The organism is Shimia sp. MIT910701 (genome assembly GCF_047126315.1).
In the GTDB taxonomy this organism is placed as follows: Bacteria; Pseudomonadota; Alphaproteobacteria; order Rhodobacterales; family Rhodobacteraceae; genus Shimia.
The window spans coordinates 1225050-1241189 of sequence record NZ_CP138953.1; the positions used below are offsets into that span (position 1 = coordinate 1225050).

Annotated in this window: 15 protein-coding genes; 12 read left to right on the forward strand and 3 right to left on the reverse strand. The window is 59.2% G+C overall.

Translation table 11 applies throughout. The features are described from left to right. Nucleotides 1-239: 239 nt before the first annotated feature. Nucleotides 240-2423: a transglycosylase domain-containing protein gene (locus SIB38_RS05780; RefSeq protein WP_294116076.1), complete on the forward strand. Its 2184-nt coding sequence runs from the start codon at nt 240-242 to the stop codon at nt 2421-2423. Nucleotides 2424-2453: 30 nt separating this feature from the next. On the opposite strand, the gene SIB38_RS05785 is transcribed toward SIB38_RS05780, so the two are convergent. Next, nucleotides 2454-3062 (reverse strand): phospholipid-binding protein MlaC, encoded by a 609-nt coding sequence (locus SIB38_RS05785; RefSeq protein WP_294116077.1) that lies wholly within the window; start codon nt 3060-3062, stop codon nt 2454-2456. After that, nucleotides 3049-3795 (reverse strand): VacJ family lipoprotein, encoded by a 747-nt coding sequence (locus tag SIB38_RS05790; protein ID WP_294116078.1) that lies wholly within the window; start codon nt 3793-3795, stop codon nt 3049-3051. Before SIB38_RS05790 ends, SIB38_RS05785 begins: the two co-directional genes overlap by 14 nt. A 215-nt stretch (nt 3796-4010) precedes the next feature. On the opposite strand from SIB38_RS05790, the gene SIB38_RS05795 reads away from it, so the two are divergent. From SIB38_RS05795 to SIB38_RS05820, 6 genes are all read left to right on the forward strand, one after another. Continuing rightward, complete coding sequence (locus tag SIB38_RS05795) at nt 4011-5744, forward strand: type I secretion system permease/ATPase (RefSeq protein WP_294116079.1); 1734 nt, start codon at nt 4011-4013, stop codon at nt 5742-5744. Continuing rightward, nucleotides 5741-7045 (forward strand): HlyD family type I secretion periplasmic adaptor subunit, encoded by a 1305-nt coding sequence (locus SIB38_RS05800; protein ID WP_294116080.1) that lies wholly within the window; start codon nt 5741-5743, stop codon nt 7043-7045. Before SIB38_RS05795 ends, SIB38_RS05800 begins: the two co-directional genes overlap by 4 nt. Before the next feature lie 75 nt (nt 7046-7120). Continuing rightward, nucleotides 7121-7582, forward strand: coding sequence for a RidA family protein (locus tag SIB38_RS05805; RefSeq protein WP_294116081.1), 462 nt, complete (start codon nt 7121-7123; stop codon nt 7580-7582). A gap of 1 nt (nt 7583) precedes the next feature. Then, on the forward strand, nt 7584-8342 hold the full coding sequence (locus SIB38_RS05810; protein ID WP_294116082.1) for a glycerophosphodiester phosphodiesterase family protein: 759 nt from the start codon (nt 7584-7586) through the stop codon (nt 8340-8342). A gap of 75 nt (nt 8343-8417) precedes the next feature. Continuing rightward, the gene (locus SIB38_RS05815; protein ID WP_412551611.1) at nt 8418-9605 is read left to right on the forward strand and encodes a GNAT family N-acetyltransferase; all 1188 of its coding nucleotides are present in this window, start codon (nt 8418-8420) and stop codon (nt 9603-9605) included. Continuing rightward, a complete protein-coding gene (locus SIB38_RS05820; protein WP_294116086.1) occupies nt 9602-9904 on the forward strand; it encodes a 4a-hydroxytetrahydrobiopterin dehydratase in 303 nt (100 codons plus the stop codon). The genes SIB38_RS05815 and SIB38_RS05820 overlap by 4 nt, the downstream gene beginning before the upstream one ends. 50 nt (nt 9905-9954) lie before the next feature. Here SIB38_RS05820 and SIB38_RS05825 read toward each other — a convergent pair whose 3' ends face one another. After that, the gene (locus SIB38_RS05825) at nt 9955-10443 is read right to left on the reverse strand and encodes a peroxiredoxin (RefSeq protein WP_294116088.1); all 489 of its coding nucleotides are present in this window, start codon (nt 10441-10443) and stop codon (nt 9955-9957) included. Between the two features lie 82 nt (nt 10444-10525). Here SIB38_RS05825 and SIB38_RS05830 point away from each other — a divergent pair, with 82 nt between their 5' ends. The 5 genes from SIB38_RS05830 to SIB38_RS05850 all read left to right on the forward strand — a co-directional run bounded on the left by SIB38_RS05830 (nt 10526) and on the right by SIB38_RS05850 (nt 16117). After that, complete coding sequence (locus tag SIB38_RS05830; RefSeq protein WP_294116090.1) at nt 10526-11734, forward strand: NAD(P)/FAD-dependent oxidoreductase; 1209 nt, start codon at nt 10526-10528, stop codon at nt 11732-11734. A gap of 9 nt (nt 11735-11743) precedes the next feature. Next, nucleotides 11744-12313, forward strand: coding sequence for a 16S rRNA (guanine(966)-N(2))-methyltransferase RsmD (gene rsmD, locus SIB38_RS05835; protein ID WP_294116091.1), 570 nt, complete (start codon nt 11744-11746; stop codon nt 12311-12313). Nucleotides 12314-12620: 307 nt separating this feature from the next. After that, on the forward strand, nt 12621-13796 hold the full coding sequence (locus SIB38_RS05840) for an ROK family transcriptional regulator (RefSeq protein ID WP_294116092.1): 1176 nt from the start codon (nt 12621-12623) through the stop codon (nt 13794-13796). Further along, complete coding sequence (locus SIB38_RS05845) at nt 13793-15052, forward strand: M20 family metallopeptidase (protein WP_412551612.1); 1260 nt, start codon at nt 13793-13795, stop codon at nt 15050-15052. The genes SIB38_RS05840 and SIB38_RS05845 overlap by 4 nt, the downstream gene beginning before the upstream one ends. Before the next feature lie 24 nt (nt 15053-15076). Next, the gene (locus SIB38_RS05850; protein ID WP_412551613.1) at nt 15077-16117 is read left to right on the forward strand and encodes a substrate-binding domain-containing protein; all 1041 of its coding nucleotides are present in this window, start codon (nt 15077-15079) and stop codon (nt 16115-16117) included. Nucleotides 16118-16140 lie beyond the last annotated feature (23 nt).

Here is a 16140-nt window from a genome sequence, read left to right on the forward strand (position 1 = left end):
TGCGGGGAGTGCCCCGCGAATTTGCACCTGCAGAAAAACGCGGCAGGGCCTGAAAAACGAAGATTCGAGGCTGGTTTTTGGGCAAAAATTTAGTTTGAGAGGTGAAAAAATGGGCACAAAGGTTAATTTGCGCGAAAATTGGGCATCAAAAGAACGGATTTGACCGCTTCGGTGGGTCTACATCGGGGGGCACACAGGTTAAAATGCCCCAAAAGAACATCCCGGGCAGTGGGCAGATCATGAGTGATTCAAGACGTCGGAAACCACCTTTGGTGGCGGACAAGCGCTACTCGCGCAAATCCGCCAAACCCGCGCGCAAGCCGACCAAATCCAAAGCCAAGCCTGCCCCAAAGCGTCCTGCCCGACGTAAGGCGGCCCCGAAGCGTCCGCGCAAACAGTCGCGCAATCCCATTGTCCGGTTCTTCAGTAATATCATCCGCTGGATCCTGCGCCTGATCTGGACCGTTGTCTGGCGCACCTCCGTGGTGATCGGCATCATGGTTGGCTTGGCTGTGACCTATGTCTATGCGACCTTGCCTGAGGTAGACGAGTTGCTGGATGGCCGCGCGCGCGGCTCGGTCACGTTGCTGGACCGTGACGACAAGGTCTTTGCTTGGCGCGGGGACCAGTTTGGCGGCGTTGTGACCGCGGACACCGTGTCTAAACACCTCAAAAACGCGGTCATCGCCACCGAGGACAAACGCTTCTATCGCCACTTCGGCGTTAGTCCCCGTGGCATTGCCAGTGCTGTGCGCATTAACCTGAGCGAAGGTCGGGGGCCATTGTCCGGTCACGGCGGCTCCACATTGACCCAGCAGACGGCAAAACTTCTGTGTCTTGGCGTGGAATACGACGCCAGCGAATGGGAAAGCGAAGCCGAATATGTGCGCGATTGCCGTCGCGGCTCTTTGGGGCGGAAGGTGAAAGAAGCTATCTACGCCATGGCGATGGAGGTCAAATACACCAAGGATGAAATCCTCTCCGTCTACCTCAACCGCGCCTATATGGGCGGCGGCGCTTACGGAGCTGAGGCCGCGTCTCAGCGCTACTTTGGCAAACCTGCCGCCAATCTAACACCGGCCGAGGGCGCTATGATTGCCGGTCTCTTGACTGCGCCGTCCTCTCTTGCGCCCACAGCAAACTTGCAGCGCTCCCAGGACCGCGCTGCCACAATTCTGCGTCTGATGAATGAGCAGGACTACCTGTCCGACAAGGACACCAAATATTATCAAACCAACCCTGCAACCCTGTCCAAGGCGGCCGAAGCAAAGGCGGGCGGCTACTTTGCCGATTGGGTTATGTCCTCCGGTCCAGAGTTCTTCACCCGCAACACCACTGAAGATGTGATCCTGAAAACCACCATGGATCCGCGCATCCAAAAGGCTGCGGAAGATGGCCTGAAGTGGGTGTTTGAAAACAAGGTGCGGGAAGGCTCCAAAGCTCAAGCGGCCATTGTGGTTATGTCCGCCGATGGTGCCGTGCGCGCGATGGTCGGCGGTCGCAAAACCAAAGTCTCTGGTGCCTTCAACCGCGCCACACAGGCCAAGCGACAAACCGGCAGTGCGTTCAAACCCTTTGTTTATGCAACCGCTCTGGAGTTGGGGGGGCATTACGATGATAGCGTTGTGGACGAACCTTATTGCCTCAACATCGCCGGGTCCGGACAATGGTGCCCCAAGAACTACACTGGCAAACACTACGGCGAAGTCTCGCTGACTTTTGCTCTGATGAATTCGCTCAATATTCCAGCCGTGAAAGTCTCTGAGAAGGCAGGGCGCGAAAACGTCCGCACCGTGGCCAGTATGTTTGGCATTGAAAGCGATCTGGCCGCAGGCCCGGCGCTTGCGCTGGGCGCATCAGAAAGCAGCCTGCTGGAAATGACCGGCGCCTATGCCGGGATCCTCAACGGCGGCTCCTCCGTGACGCCTTACGGCCTCGTTGAACTGCGCCTGTTGGGAGAAGACAACGCCCTGATGGGCACCGGCGGCGGTATTGGTGAGCGGGTGATCTCAGACGCCGCTGCGCGGGAACTCATCTGGATGATGGAAAAAGTGGTCAGCGAAGGCACTGGCGGACGCGCCAAAATGGACGGCTGGCAGGTGGCCGGTAAAACGGGCACCACACAAGCGGCTCGCGATGCCTGGTTCATTGGCTTCACCAATGAATATGTCGCTGGTGTCTGGATGGGCTATGACGACAACACGCCGCTGACCGGGGTTACCGGTGGCGGTCTGCCTGCGGAAATCTGGCGCGAGGCCATGGTGCGTGTGCATGAGGGTCTGACGCCAACACCTCTGCCAGCCTTCACGCCAGTGCCTCAGAAAAGGCCGGCACAGACAGGTGGAAATCGTCAGCGCAAAGGACAGGGGATCGATGATGTCGTGAATGGCATCCTGCGCGACATCTTTGGCGGCGGGAACTGATCCCGCCTGCCTCGTGTCTAAAAGGGGCGCTTAGCCCGCTTTCTTGAGGTCCTGAATCAGCCCATTGATGTCGCCTTTGCGGCGATCCAGCATCGCGCCAATCTCTGCCTTCTCAGACAGGCGCAGGCTGATGCCTTCGATGATCAGATCAAAGAACTTGTTCTTGCCGGACTTGTCGGACACTAAAAACGCCACCTGAAACGGCTTTTGTCCTCGCAGGGTCACTTTGGCGCTCACCTCATAGAAGCTCTTGACCGGACGAGAGCCGGTCACTTCCACTTTGCCACCAACAAATTCGTTAAAGCGTTTGCCATATTTGCGGGAGATATAGCCCTGAAACGCCTTGGTGTAGCTGTTCAGCTGGCTTTTGCTCAGGCTGCGCGCATCCGGGCCAAGCGCGGAGCGGGCAATGATGCTCACGTCACCATACTTCACAAAGATTTTCTCAAAGTCCTTGATCATCCGGTCCAGCGACTTGCCGGAAGAGATCACCTTGTTGATGTCGGCAACCGCTTTGTCGATCAGTGCTTTGGCCTGCGCATCGTTGAGCGCAAAGGCAGAAGTGGGCAAAGTCGCCACCGCACCAGCAGCGGCAGACAGGGCGACGAAATTGCGTCGGGTCAGCTTAGAAATCTGCATAGGGATCCTCATAAGGGTCAAATTCCGGATCGACATAGGTCTCTTCGCCCTGATTTCCAAGACGGAAGCGGCGGTTTTGCAGGTAAAGAATACGTGCCTGCGCATAGCTGTCAGCGCTGTCGTAGAGGATCGAGTCGACGGTCGCGTCATACTCATAGCGCTCGCCCATCTTGTTCACGACATAGGCCACGCCGCCGATATAGCGCGTGGGTTCCCGGACCACGACAAAGAACGGGTCCAACATAATGTCAACGGCAAAGCCATAGGCATCACGGGTTGTGGAGGGCCCAAAGAATGGCATCTCGGTGTAGGCCCCTTCACCGGCGCCCCAGACATGCAATGTCTCGCCAAAGTCGGTGTCATGGCGCTCCATGCCAGCCGCAGACGCAGGGTCAAACAGACCCGCAATGCCAAATGTGGAGTTGAATACAAAGCGAAACAGAGACGAGCCCGCTTCCGGTATCTTGCCTTGCAAGGTGTTGTTGATCACATCGTTGGGCAGCGACAAATGGTCGGCAAAGTTGGACACACCAGTGCGCACCGGCCTCGGAATGATGGTGCCGTAGCCGTTGGACGCGGGCGACAGCAAGATCGTATCGACACGTTTGTTGAACTCATGGATGCGCCGGTTGGCCGCTTCATTTGGATCATGGATGCCCGTGGGCGGGAGGTCCGATTTTGCGCATGCCGTTAGGGTTGTGCTGACGCAAAGGGTCAGTACAATGCTTCGCAACAAATTCTTGGGAACAAGTTTCAAAAGGCTACCACACGTTTTTCAATTCGCCACAACACTCCACCATTTAGATTAATCGATTGCTTACCCCAATGTCATAGTGATGTTCGTCACATGATGTGGCAGTTTGGGAACATAAGCCTGACCGCTTAACAGGCACAAGAACGCCGGACATCACATGTTTGTGGACTAGTCCGGCATACAGGGACCGTTTGATGACCACACAAGCTAAAGAACGCGGTTTGCAGGAACTTCGCTCCGTCCGGGCACAAAGTCGCGGCCTTTACTGGACCGTTGCGGTGTTCAGTTTTTTCGTAAACCTTCTGATGCTCACCGGACCGCTCTATATGCTGCAAGTGTATGATCGGGTGCTGGGAAGTGGCTCTCGGGAAACGCTTTTTGCTTTGTCGCTTCTGGTGATGTTCCTCTACGGCCTGATGGGGCTGATCGATTTTGCCCGCGGCCGGATCATGGCCCGTGTTGGAGCGCGGTTTCAGGATGCCTTGGATCAGCGGGTCTTTGATGCGTCTCTGCGCCGGGCGTCGCTGGGAAAATCTACCGGCTCGGAAACGGCGCTTCAGGATCTGGAGTCGGTGCAACGGCTGTTGACCTCACCGGTTTTGACCTCTGTCTTTGACATGCCCTGGGCGCCGCTGTTCTTTTTTGGCATTGCCCTGTTCCATCCCTGGTTGGGGCTGCTGGCCATCGTTGGCGGCACAATGCTGATTCTAGCCGCTGTGTTTAACCAACTGGCCACCCGACGCCATAACGAGCGCATGCTGGCCGCGACCCATAACGCCAACCGCATGTCGGCGCAGTTGCAGTCCGAGGCAGAGCTGGTCTCCGCTCTTGGCATGCGCAATGCGGCTTTTGAGCGTTGGAAAACCGTACGCCGCATGTCGCTTCAGGAAACCATGAACACCGCGGACGTGGGCGGTGGCTTTACCACCTCGATCAAAACGTTCCGCTTGTTTCTACAATCCGCCATGCTGGGACTCGGTGCTTATCTGGTGCTGGAAGGCGAAATCACCCCCGGTGCCATGATTGCCGGCTCTATCTTGTTGGGCCGCGCGCTGGCGCCAATCGAATTGGCCGTGAACCAATGGGCTGTCGTGCAACGCGCGCGCAAAGGCTGGAACAGCCTTGCGGAGCTTCTGGGCACGGTGTCGCCAGTACAGCCGCGCACCGAATTGCCCACACCGGCGGCCAAGCTGCAATTGCAACAGGTCACCATCGTGCCCCCAGGCGAGTCACAAGCCACATTACGGATGATGGCCTTTGACGTAAATCCCGGCGAAGCAATTGGCGTGATTGGCTCGTCCGGTGCCGGCAAATCCACTTTGGCCAAGGCAATTACCGGCGTGTGGCGCCCTGCAGGTGGCAAAATCCGCCTCGATGGGGCCTCGCTGGAGCAATACGATCCGGCCGCACTGGGCCGCTACATTGGCTATCTGCCACAGCGCGTGGAACTGTTTGACGGCACCATTGCGGAAAACATCGCCCGTCTGGAAAAAGACGCGCCAGCTGAAAAAATCGTCGCCGCCGCCCAAAAAGCGGATGCACACGAAATGATCCTGAAGCTGCCGGATGGGTACGAAACCCAGGTCGCCGCCCACGGCGGGCGACTGTCCGGTGGGCAGCTACAGCGTATTGGCCTTGCGCGCGCGATGTATTCCGATCCCGTGATCCTGGTGCTGGATGAGCCGAACTCCAACCTCGATAACGAAGGGTCCATGGCGCTCAACGCCGCGATCCGGAACATGAAACGTGAGGGCAAAAGCGTGCTGATCATGGCGCACCGCCCGGCTGCCATTCAGGAATGTGACAAGCTCTTGGTGGTGGAACAGGGCCAGAAACGTAGCTTTGGTCCCAAAGACGAAGTGCTCAAGGAAGTGCTGCGCAACCACAATGAGGTCCGCAACTCTATCGGTCCGGGAGGCGTACAATGAGCACAGAGAAAGCATGGAGCGCGCGCAAGCCGCTGTGGATTGGCGGCATTGCGCTAGCAACCTTGGTGATTGGCTTTGGGGCCTGGGCCGTGGGCACAGAGATCGCCGGGGCCATCGTTACCTCCGGCCGGGTTGAGGTGGACCGTAACCGTCAGATCGTGCAGCACATTGATGGCGGCGTGGTCACGGACATCAAGGTGGAGGAAGGTGACCGCGTCGAGCCGGGCCAGATCCTGATGCAGCTCGACGAAGCCGAACTTACGCTGGAACTCACCGTGACCGAAGGCCAGCTTTGGGAGCTTATGGCCCGCCGTGGACGGCTCGAAGCGGAACGCGACGAAGCGCAGGACATTGTCTTTGACCCCGCCTTGGTGGAGATCGCGGAAACCTCGCAAGAGGCCGCTGGCTTGATGACAGGTCAAAGCCGCCTGTTTGCCGCCCGCGCCGACACGCTCAACAAAAACCTCGATCAATTGGCCAAGCGCAAGGCGCAAATCCAAAGCCAGATTGTTGGCATCGACGCCCAAAATGTCGCCCTCACACAGCAGCTTGATCTGATTAAGGCGGAACTCAAAGACCAGCAGGCGCTGCTTGACAAAGGCCTTGCGCAAGCCACCCGCGTTCTGGCGCTACGCCGCGAAGAGGCCAACCTCGCTGGCCGCGTAGGTGAGTTGCAGGCCAATCGCGCACAGGCTGAAGGGCGCGTCACTGAAATTGAAATCGAGGCTTTGGCACTCGGCAGTTCGCGCCGCGAAGAGGCGATAACAACGCTGCGGGACCTGCGCTATCGTGAGTTGGAGCTGTCTGAGCGTCGCCGTCACTTGATTTCGAAAATTGAAAACCTCGACATCCGTGCCCCGGTGGCCGGTCTGGTTTACGGCCTACAGGTGTTCGCCTCCCAATCGGTCATCCAACCGGCTGAGCCGCTGATGTACATCGTGCCTCAGGACCGCCCGCTGGTCGCGGCAGTACAGGTGCCCACCATTCATGTGGATCAAGTCTATCCGGGCCAGTCTGTCACCCTTAAATTCTCCGCCTTTGATCAACGCACAACGCCTGATCTGGAGGGCAGCGTGGTGCATGTCTCAGCAGACGCCTTTCAGGATGATCAAACCGGTGGGTCCTTTTATAAGGCGGAAATTGAATTGCTAGACGGCGAAGTGGAAAAACTGCCGGCCGAAGCCTCGCTTGTGCCGGGCATGCCTGTGGATGCGTTTTTCCGCACGCGGGACCGAACCCCTTGGGAGTATCTCACCAAGCCTTTGACCGATTATTTCGTCAGAGCCTTCCGAGAAAGCTGAGCCTGCATTTCACGCTTTTCAATTCCCATTTCGCGGTCTAGCGTCAGCGCAAACATCGCATATGGAGAGCACGTGATGAGCGCGATCGAAGCACGCCTGAAAGAACTGGGAATTACACTGCCGGACGTGGCCGCCCCTGCGGCCAACTACGTGCCTTACGTGGTTGTGGGCGACATGGTCTATGTCTCCGGTCAAATCTCGATGACTGAAGCAGGGTTCACCACTGGCAAAGTCGGTGCAGACCTGACTACTGAGGAAGGCGTGGCCGCCGCGCGCACTTGCGCGGTGGGCCTTTTGGCTGCCCTGAAAGCGGCCTGTGGCGGGGACATTGATCGTCTGGTGCAGGTGGTCAAGCTGGTGGGCTTCGTGAACTCCACGCCTGACTTCACCGATCAACCGAAAGTCATCAACGGCGCATCCGATTTTATGGTGGAGGCGCTGGGCGACAAAGGCCGCCATGCCCGGTCTGCGGTCTCTGCTGGCTCCTTGCCGTTTGGCGTGGCCGTGGAAATCGAAGGCATCTTCCAGATCGCCTGACATGCTCGACAAACGGTTCTTTGATGCGCCCATCGCGCATCGGGCCCTGCATGACGTCACTCAAGGCCGCCCGGAAAACAGCCGGGCGGCCATTGAGGCGGCCATCGCGCAGGGTTTTTGCATTGAAATTGACCTGCAACTGTCCGCCGACGGTGTGGCCATGGCCTTCCATGACTACCAATTGCAGCGCCTGGCCGACGCCAAGGGGGCCATTCGCCAACACACGGCAGCGGCGCTGGGCGCGATTCCGTTGATTGGCGGGGATGAAGGCATTCCCACCTTCGCCGAAGTGCTTGACCTGATCGCAGGCCGCGTGCCGCTGTTGGTGGAGTTTAAGGACCAAGACGGCATCATGGGGCCCAATGTCGGCACGCTTGAAGCCTCTGCTGCTGAGGCTGTGCAGGGGTACGCCGGCCCCTTGGCCTTCATGTCGTTCAATCCAAATAGCGTGGCTGCCTTGCGCGATCTTGCCCCTGATGTGCCCCGTGGTTTGACCACCGATCCCTTCCGAGACGAGGACTGGCCGCTCCTGCCTGAAGCGGTCCGCGCCCGCCTGCGTGCGATCCCGGATTATGACGACGTTGGCGCCTGTTTTATCAGTCATAGTGTTGATGATCTGCAATCGGCCGAAGTTGCACGACTCAAGGCGCGCGGTGCCAATATCCTGTGCTGGACTGTGACGTCGGCCAAGCAGGAGCAAGCGGCACGCCAGATCGTCGACAACGTCACTTTTGAAGGCTACGTGCCAGAGGGCAGCTAGAATTGGCTGCCCTAAAAGTGATTTGTCTCGCGCCCACCATCGTAGCAGGTACACTACTGACAAGGAGGCGCGCGCATGGACGGTGATCCAATTGAAATCACATTGCATCAGTCGCTGGAGACCGTTTCCGCGGCCGATTGGGACGCCTGCGCCGACCCTACGCCAAACGGCACCGGGCGCGCGGAAAACCCCTTTGTCACCCATCGCTTCCTGCGGGCGCTTGAGGAAAGCGCCAGTGTCGGCTCCGGCACCGGCTGGCTGCCCCGCCACCTGACCGCCAAAGCGGGTGGCGAGGTCATCTCCGTCGCGCCGATGTACATCAAACAGCACAGCCAGGGCGAATACGTCTTTGACCACAATTGGGCCCACGCCTACGAACAAGCAGGCGGGCGCTATTACCCGAAACTGCAAACCGCCGTGCCGTTTTCCCCCGTCACAGGCCGCCGCCTGATGACCCGCCCCGGCTGGGAGGCCACGGGCCAATCCGCGCTAGTCCAGGGCATGGTGCAGGTCGGCACAGACAATGGCCTCAGCGGTGCGCACATCACTTTTTGCACCGAAGAGGAGGCGCAAAACGGTCAGGAGATGGGCCTGCTCTATCGCACCGGGCAACAATTCCACTGGCTCAATAACAATTACGTCAACTTTGACGCATTCCTCGCCGCACTCTCCTCCCGCAAACGCAAAAACATCCGCAAAGAGCGCAAACAGGCGCAGGCCTTTGGCGGCACCATCACCTGCCTGACCGGCGAGGACATCAAGCCGCACCACTGGGACTCCCTGTGGCGGTTTTACCAAGACACCGGCGCGCGCAAATGGGGCACGCCTTACCTGACCCGTGCCTTCTTTGACATCCTCCACCAAACGATGCGCGACGACACGCTGCTGATCTTTGCGGAGCGCGACGGCACCCCCGTGGCAGGCGCCATGAACATGATTGGCAGCGACACGCTCTTTGGCCGCTACTGGGGCTGCGTCGAACACCACCCGGCATTGCACTTCGAATTGTGCTATTATCAGGCAATGGACTGGGCCATAGCGCAGGGGTTGGCCTCGGTGGAGGCGGGCGCACAAGGCGAGCACAAACTGGCGCGCGGCTACCTGCCGGTGACCACCCACTCGCTGCACTGGATCCAGGACCCAGGGTTTCGCGACGCTATAGATCGCTACCTCCAAGAGGAGCGTGAAGCGGTCAGTCAGGATGTCGAAGTGCTCACCAACTATGGCCCGTTCAAACGCGGCAATGAGGAGGACCACGAATGACCGAAAAACTCAGTCAGGCCGCCCGCGATGCGGTCATGGAGCCGCTGTTGCAGACCGGCTGGACCTATTGCGACGACCGCGACGCGATCCGCAAATCCTTTGAGTTTGAGAACTTTGTAGAGGCCTTTGGCTGGATGACCAAAGCCGCCATCTGGGCCGAGAAATGGAACCACCACCCGGAATGGTCCAACGTTTACAAAACTGTAGACGTGTCTCTAACCACCCATGACGTGGGCGGTCTATCCGCTTTGGACGCCAAATTGGCGCGCAAAATGGATGTCTTGTTTGGCGAGGCCTAAAGGATAGGCCTGACACGCTCGCGCAGCACGTCAGGCCTCATATCAAAAGCTTACAGAGCGGCAACCATGGTCTCACCCGCGCTGATCTCGCAGGTGCCCGGCGCCTCTTCGACGTTCAGGATCTTGAACTCGCCGTCTTCGATCATCGCCGCATAGCGCTTGGAGCGGTTCACAAAGCCAATCGCTGGTACGCTGAAGTCCAACCCCATCGCGGTGGTCAACTCGCCGGTTGGGTCTGCCAACAGGGTCACTCCTGCGTCGGCCGCGTTGTGCGCTTTGTCCCAAGCATCCATCACAAATGGATCGTTGACCGACACACAAATCACCTCATCTACGCCTTTGTCTTTCAGCGCATCCACATTGCGCATGAAGCTTGGCAAATGCGCGCTGCTGCACGTCCCGGTGAACGCCCCTGGCAGGCCGAACAGCACAACCTTGCGGTCTTTGGTCAGGCTTTCCACCGACACCGGTTCCGGCCCTTCTGCACCAATCTTCATCAACGTGCCTTCGGGGATTTTGTCTCCGATCGAAATACTCATTTGTGATACTCTCATTGCGTTTCCCTGAACCTGCGATATAGGCTCGCCAGCGGCTAAGACAATGGGTTTGAGGGAGAGTGACGTGACGCACATTGTTGTGATCGGAGCGGGGCAGGCAGGCGCGGCCTGTGTGGCCAAATTGCGCGCCAAAGGCTTTGAGGGCAAGATCACCCTGATCGGGGCCGAAACCGCCCCACCGTACCAACGTCCGCCGCTGTCCAAAAAGTACCTGTTGGGGGAAATGGACCTCGAACGCCTCTATCTGCGGCCAGAAAGTTATTACGCCGATCAAAACATCACCCTGCGCCTTGGCACGACTGTTCAGGCCATCGACACAACGGCGCAAACGGTCTCCCTAGCCGAGGAAATTCTCTCCTATGATCACCTCGTTCTGACCACCGGTGCGTCTCCCATTCGCCTGCCCGCCGCCATCGGTGGCGATCTCGACGGCGTCTACACCGTGCGCAACCTCGCCGATGTGGACTCTATGGCCCCGGAGTTTGCCAAAGACCGCCACGTGCTGATTGTTGGGGGCGGCTACATCGGTCTCGAAGCCGCCGCTGTGGCCGCCGCCAAAGGCCTCAAAGTCACGCTGGTCGAAATGTCCGACCGCATTCTGCAACGCGTCGCCGCCAAGGAAACCAGCGACTATTTCCGCGCGCTGCACAGCTCGCATGGCGTTGAGATCCTCGAAGGCACCGCACTGGAAGGCCTGGCTGGAGACGTCCGGGTGACCACCGCGAAACTCTCCGGCAACCGGGACCTGGCCGTGGACTTCGTGATTGTCGGCGTTGGCATCCGCCCTGATACTGCGCTGGCCGAAGCCGCAGGCCTGACCCTCGACAACGGCATCGCCACCGACGACCAAGGCCGCACCAGCGTGCCTAACGTGTGGTCCGCAGGCGACTGCGCCTCTTTCCCCTACAAAGGCACCCGCATCCGGCTTGAAAGCGTGCCCAACGCAATTGATCAGGCCGAAGTGGTTGCCGAAAACATCCTCGGTGCCGAGAAAACCTACGTCGCCAAGCCTTGGTTCTGGTCCGATCAATATGACGTCAAACTGCAAATTGCGGGCCTGAACACCGGCTTTGACACCATCGTCACCCGCGACAGCGGCGCAGGGGCCACCTCCTTCTGGTATTACCAAGGCGACACGCTTCTGGCTGTCGACGCCATGAACGCTCCGCGCGACTACATGGTGGGCAAGCGCCTGATCGAAAGCGGGAAATCTCCAGCACGTGACATGGTCGCCGACATGAACACTGACATCAAAGATCTGATGCGTCTCTAAGGAGCCTACATGCGGATCATTGGCGGAGAATGGCGGGGCATCGCGCTAGCGGCAGTGGGCAAAGGCGATCAGGGCAAACACCTGCGCCCCACTACAGACCGCGTGCGCGAAAGCCTGTTCAACGTGCTGCAAGGCGGCAAGCTGGGCAATCCCATCACGGGCGCTCGTGTGCTGGACCTCTTCGCAGGCACCGGCGCGCTGGGTTTGGAGGCAGTGTCGCGCGGGGCCACAACCGTGACCTTTGTGGACGATGGCCGCGTAGCCGGCGGCCTGATCCGCGACAACATCCGCAAAACCTGCGGCCCCACGCGGGCCAAGCTGATCAAAGCCGACGCCACCCGCCTGCCGCAAAACCCGGATGCGCCTTATGACCTGATCTTTCTGGATCCGCCCTATGGGAAGTCCATGGGGCAAAAGGCTTTGTCTCTGGCGTCTCAAAACGGGTGGATTGATCCAGATGCGTTGATCGTTTGGGAAGAGAACACGCCACAGGTGGCGCCTGAAGGATTCACGCAGCTGGACCAGCGCAAATACGGCGACACATGGATGACCTTTCTGGAGGTCTCAGCCCCTAACTGAGGGGAGCGAAACCCTCCCTCCAGAGGCTATCGACTCGACCGGACAAGCGTCGGGTGGCTTGAAGAAATTCATCTTCCCTGCGTAAATTTGTGACAATCATGCTGACGTAATTGAGGTTTTTGTCTCCCCGCGTCGTATGTGTGGTGTTGGGTAATAAATATTTAAAATCAATCCACTAAGTGTTGATTGGTGAAGCTGACAATTAAAATTGTTGACAGAAATCATACCGGCTTAAATAGTTCGTCTAGTCACCGAACTAAAGGAAGCCCGCGTGTCTTTTTCAGGAAATGTCTCCCGACAGCTGTCGATGAGCACCATTGTGCAAGCGATCACCAGCTACGCGCCGATTTCTAGAGCGTCGATCGCAAAGATGACCGGCTTGTCCAAGCAAACGGTCTCCGAGATCATGGCGCAGCTTGAAGAAGACGGGCTGGTGCAAACCGTTGGTCAGACCGAAGGCCATGTTGGGCGGCGCGCGGTCGTGTATGAAATCAACCCGCGCGCCGCTCTGGTTGCCACGGTGGATCTTGGCGGCACCAAAGTACGCGTCGCCATCTGCAATCTGGTGGGCGAAGTGGTGGCCGAAACCGTTGCCCCAACGGTCAAGGACGGTGGCGTTGCGGTCACAACCCAGATTGCCGACCTGATCCGCGAGCTGGCCACAAACCACGCCATCGACCCACAGACCATCCGCACCGTTGTGGTTGGCGTGCCTGGCGTACCACAGCCGGACGGCACCATTGCCTTTGCCCCCAACGTGCCCGGCGTGGACAAAATCCACTTTGCCGACACCCTGTCCGACTCCGTCGGCGTGGAGGTTATTGTCGAAAACGACGTCAACCTCGCAGCCCTCGGCGAGCATTGGATGACCAAGCGCGGCGACACCGACGATCTGGTCTATGTCTCCATCGGCACCGGCATCGGTGCCGGGCTGGTGATCGGGGGCAACCTCGTGCGCGGGGCGTCCGGCGCAGCGGGCGAAGTGGGTTACCTGCCGTTTGGGGCTGATCCTTTTGATCCCGAAAGCCTGCGGGTGGGCGCGCTGGAGCGTGTGTCTGCCACCCAGGCGCTGATTGCGCATTATCAGGAACAAACCGGCAAGGCGCTTGGCGTGCCGGAAATCTTTGATGCCGCACTGGCAGGTGATGCGGCGGCACAGGCCTGCCTTGAACGCGCTGCCAAAAACATCGCGCTGGCGATTGGTGCCATTGCCGCAGTGGTCGACCCGTCTTGCATTGTCATCGGCGGCTCCATCGGCGCCCGCAGCGAGTTGGTGGCCTTGATCGAGCCCATTCTGCGCAAATGTTTCCCCGGGGCGATCCCAATTGAAAACACCATTCTGGGCAATCATGCCGCCTTGGCCGGGGCCACCTCCATCGCCCTGTCACGCCTGCACGTAGCGCTGTTCACCGGCGGCCTGAAAGGCGCGGAGATCCAAGTGCCACCGCCCGCGCTGCAAACCTTTCAGGAGGTCACCACATGAGCGATGCGCTTGTGAACACCCTGAAGGACTTGCAGGATCGGGACGCGGACATTGCCCTCCTGAAATCCGCCCTGCGCCACGAAAGTGTGACCGGCAACGAGGCCAATTTTGTCTCGTTCCTGCAGTCGCAAATGGCGGACCTAGGCCTCGCACCGCGCTCCGCAGATTTCCTGCCCGGTCGCCCAAATATTTGGGGCGTGCGCAAAGGCTCTCAAACAGAGCCGGGGCGCAACCTCATGTTCACCGGCCATACCGATACCGTGCATGTGCGTGGCTGGGCCGACCATTGGGAAGATGATCCGCGCAATGATCCTTTTGGCGGGGCCATTGTCGATGGCCACGTCTGGGGCAGGGGGGCCTGTGACCTCAAGGGGGGCATATGCGCCGCACTCGCAGCTTTGCGCCTGCTGGACCGCGCTGGCATCACCCTCGCAAACGACCTCAGTTTTGCCTTCATCGGCGATGAGGAAAGCGGCGAGGTCGGCACCGGTGTCAGCGCGGGTGCTAAGGACCTGACGCACCGCATCCTATCCGGCACCGTGCCCAAGCCTGACTTTGCCGTCTATGTCGAGCCCACCAAGCTGGACGTGTACACCGCGCAAATCGGCTTCTTCATTGCAGATGTGAAAATCACCGGCAAATCCGCCTACTTTGGCACCCCGGACGAAGGCGTCGACGCGCTCAAGGCCACCCATAAAATCCTGTCCGCCGTCTGGGCGCAAAGCGACGAACTGCGCAGCCAGCCGCATCATGATCTGGTTGGCCCCTCAGATGTGCTTGTGACCCATCTGTCCGGTGGCGGCTACATCGCTGTTCCTGGCGAGTGCAGCTTCTCTGTCATCCGCAAACTCCGCCCCGGCGAAGACCTATCCGAAGCCGTGATCGCCTTTGAAAGTGTGGTGCGCGGGGCCGACATCGACCCATCCATCGAGATTTCTTTCGACTATCCAGCGGGACGCGACCATCCCAAAGGCGGCTCTCCGGTCGAGATCGACCGCAACCACCCCGCCGCCGCCATGCTGCAATCCAGCCTCAAGGACACCGGCGCAACTGGTGGCGACATTGGCGGCGCGCCCTACTGGTCTGAATCCCCATTCTGGGTCGACCAGCTTGGCTGTCCAACCGTTTACTGCGCCCCCGGCAACATCGCCGTGGCCCATACATTTGAGGAGCGCATCTCGATTGATGCCTACCTCGATGCCGTGAGGGCCTACGCCCTCTTCATGACCCGCTTCTGTGGCGTGGTCGAACCCTAGTTATGTTTTTTGTGGGAGGAAAACATGAAATACTTCAACATCGTAGCGGCTGCGTGCCTGTCGGTGGCTTCGGCTGCCGGCGCGGAAACCATTGGTCCAAACGGCGAAGCGGCCACCGCCTCGACCGCTGTTCAGGTCAGTGACGATCACCTCGCCGCGCTCAAGTCCGGCAATCACAGCGCCGCGCTTTTGTGGCATGATCAATCCGATTTTGTGAACGCTGTTACCGCGGGTGCTAGCGACGAATTTGAACGCCTTGGCATCAAAGTTGTCGCCACCGCCTCAGCCGGTTTTGACGCCGCCAAACAGCGCAGCGACATTGAAACCGCGATGGCCAAAGAGCCCAGCATCATTCTGTCCTTGCCATTGGACCCGGTGACCTCCGCAGCGGCCTTTGAAGAGGCCAAGGAAAACGGCGTGGCGCTCAGCTTCCTGTCCAACGTGCCATCCGGCTATTCCCATCCGGCAGACTATGCCGCCATTGTGACCGACGATCTGTTCCAGATGGGCAAGCAGGCCGCAGATGCGTTGGCTGCCTCTATGGGTGGCTCCGGCACCGTGGGCTGGATCTATCATGACGCGGACTATTACGTGACCAACCAGCGTGACAACGCGTTCAAAACCACCATCGAAACGGACTATCCGAATATCGAGATTGTGGCGGAACAAGGCATCAGCGACCCGGCCCGCGCCGAGGAAATTGCCAACGCCATGCTGCTGCGCAACCCGGATCTGGGCGGCATCTTTGTCACCTGGGCAGGCCCTGCTGAAGGCGTCCTGGCCGCACTGCGCGCCAATGGAAACAAAAGCACCAATATTGTGACTTTGGACCTGTCCGAGCCGATCGCGCTGGACATGGTCAAAGGCGGCAACGTGGTCGCGATTGTGGCGGATGAAGCTTATGAGCTTGGCCGCGCCATGGCCGCCTCCGCAGCGCTTGATCTGCTGGGCGAAGAGGTGCCTGCCTTTGTTGTGGCCCCGGCCATCACCGTGACCGCAGACAACGTGCAAGATGGTTGGCAGAAGTCCCTGCGCGTGGACGCACCGGCCAGCCTGAGCAAGTAATCTCCTCTCTGTCGCTGGACCAT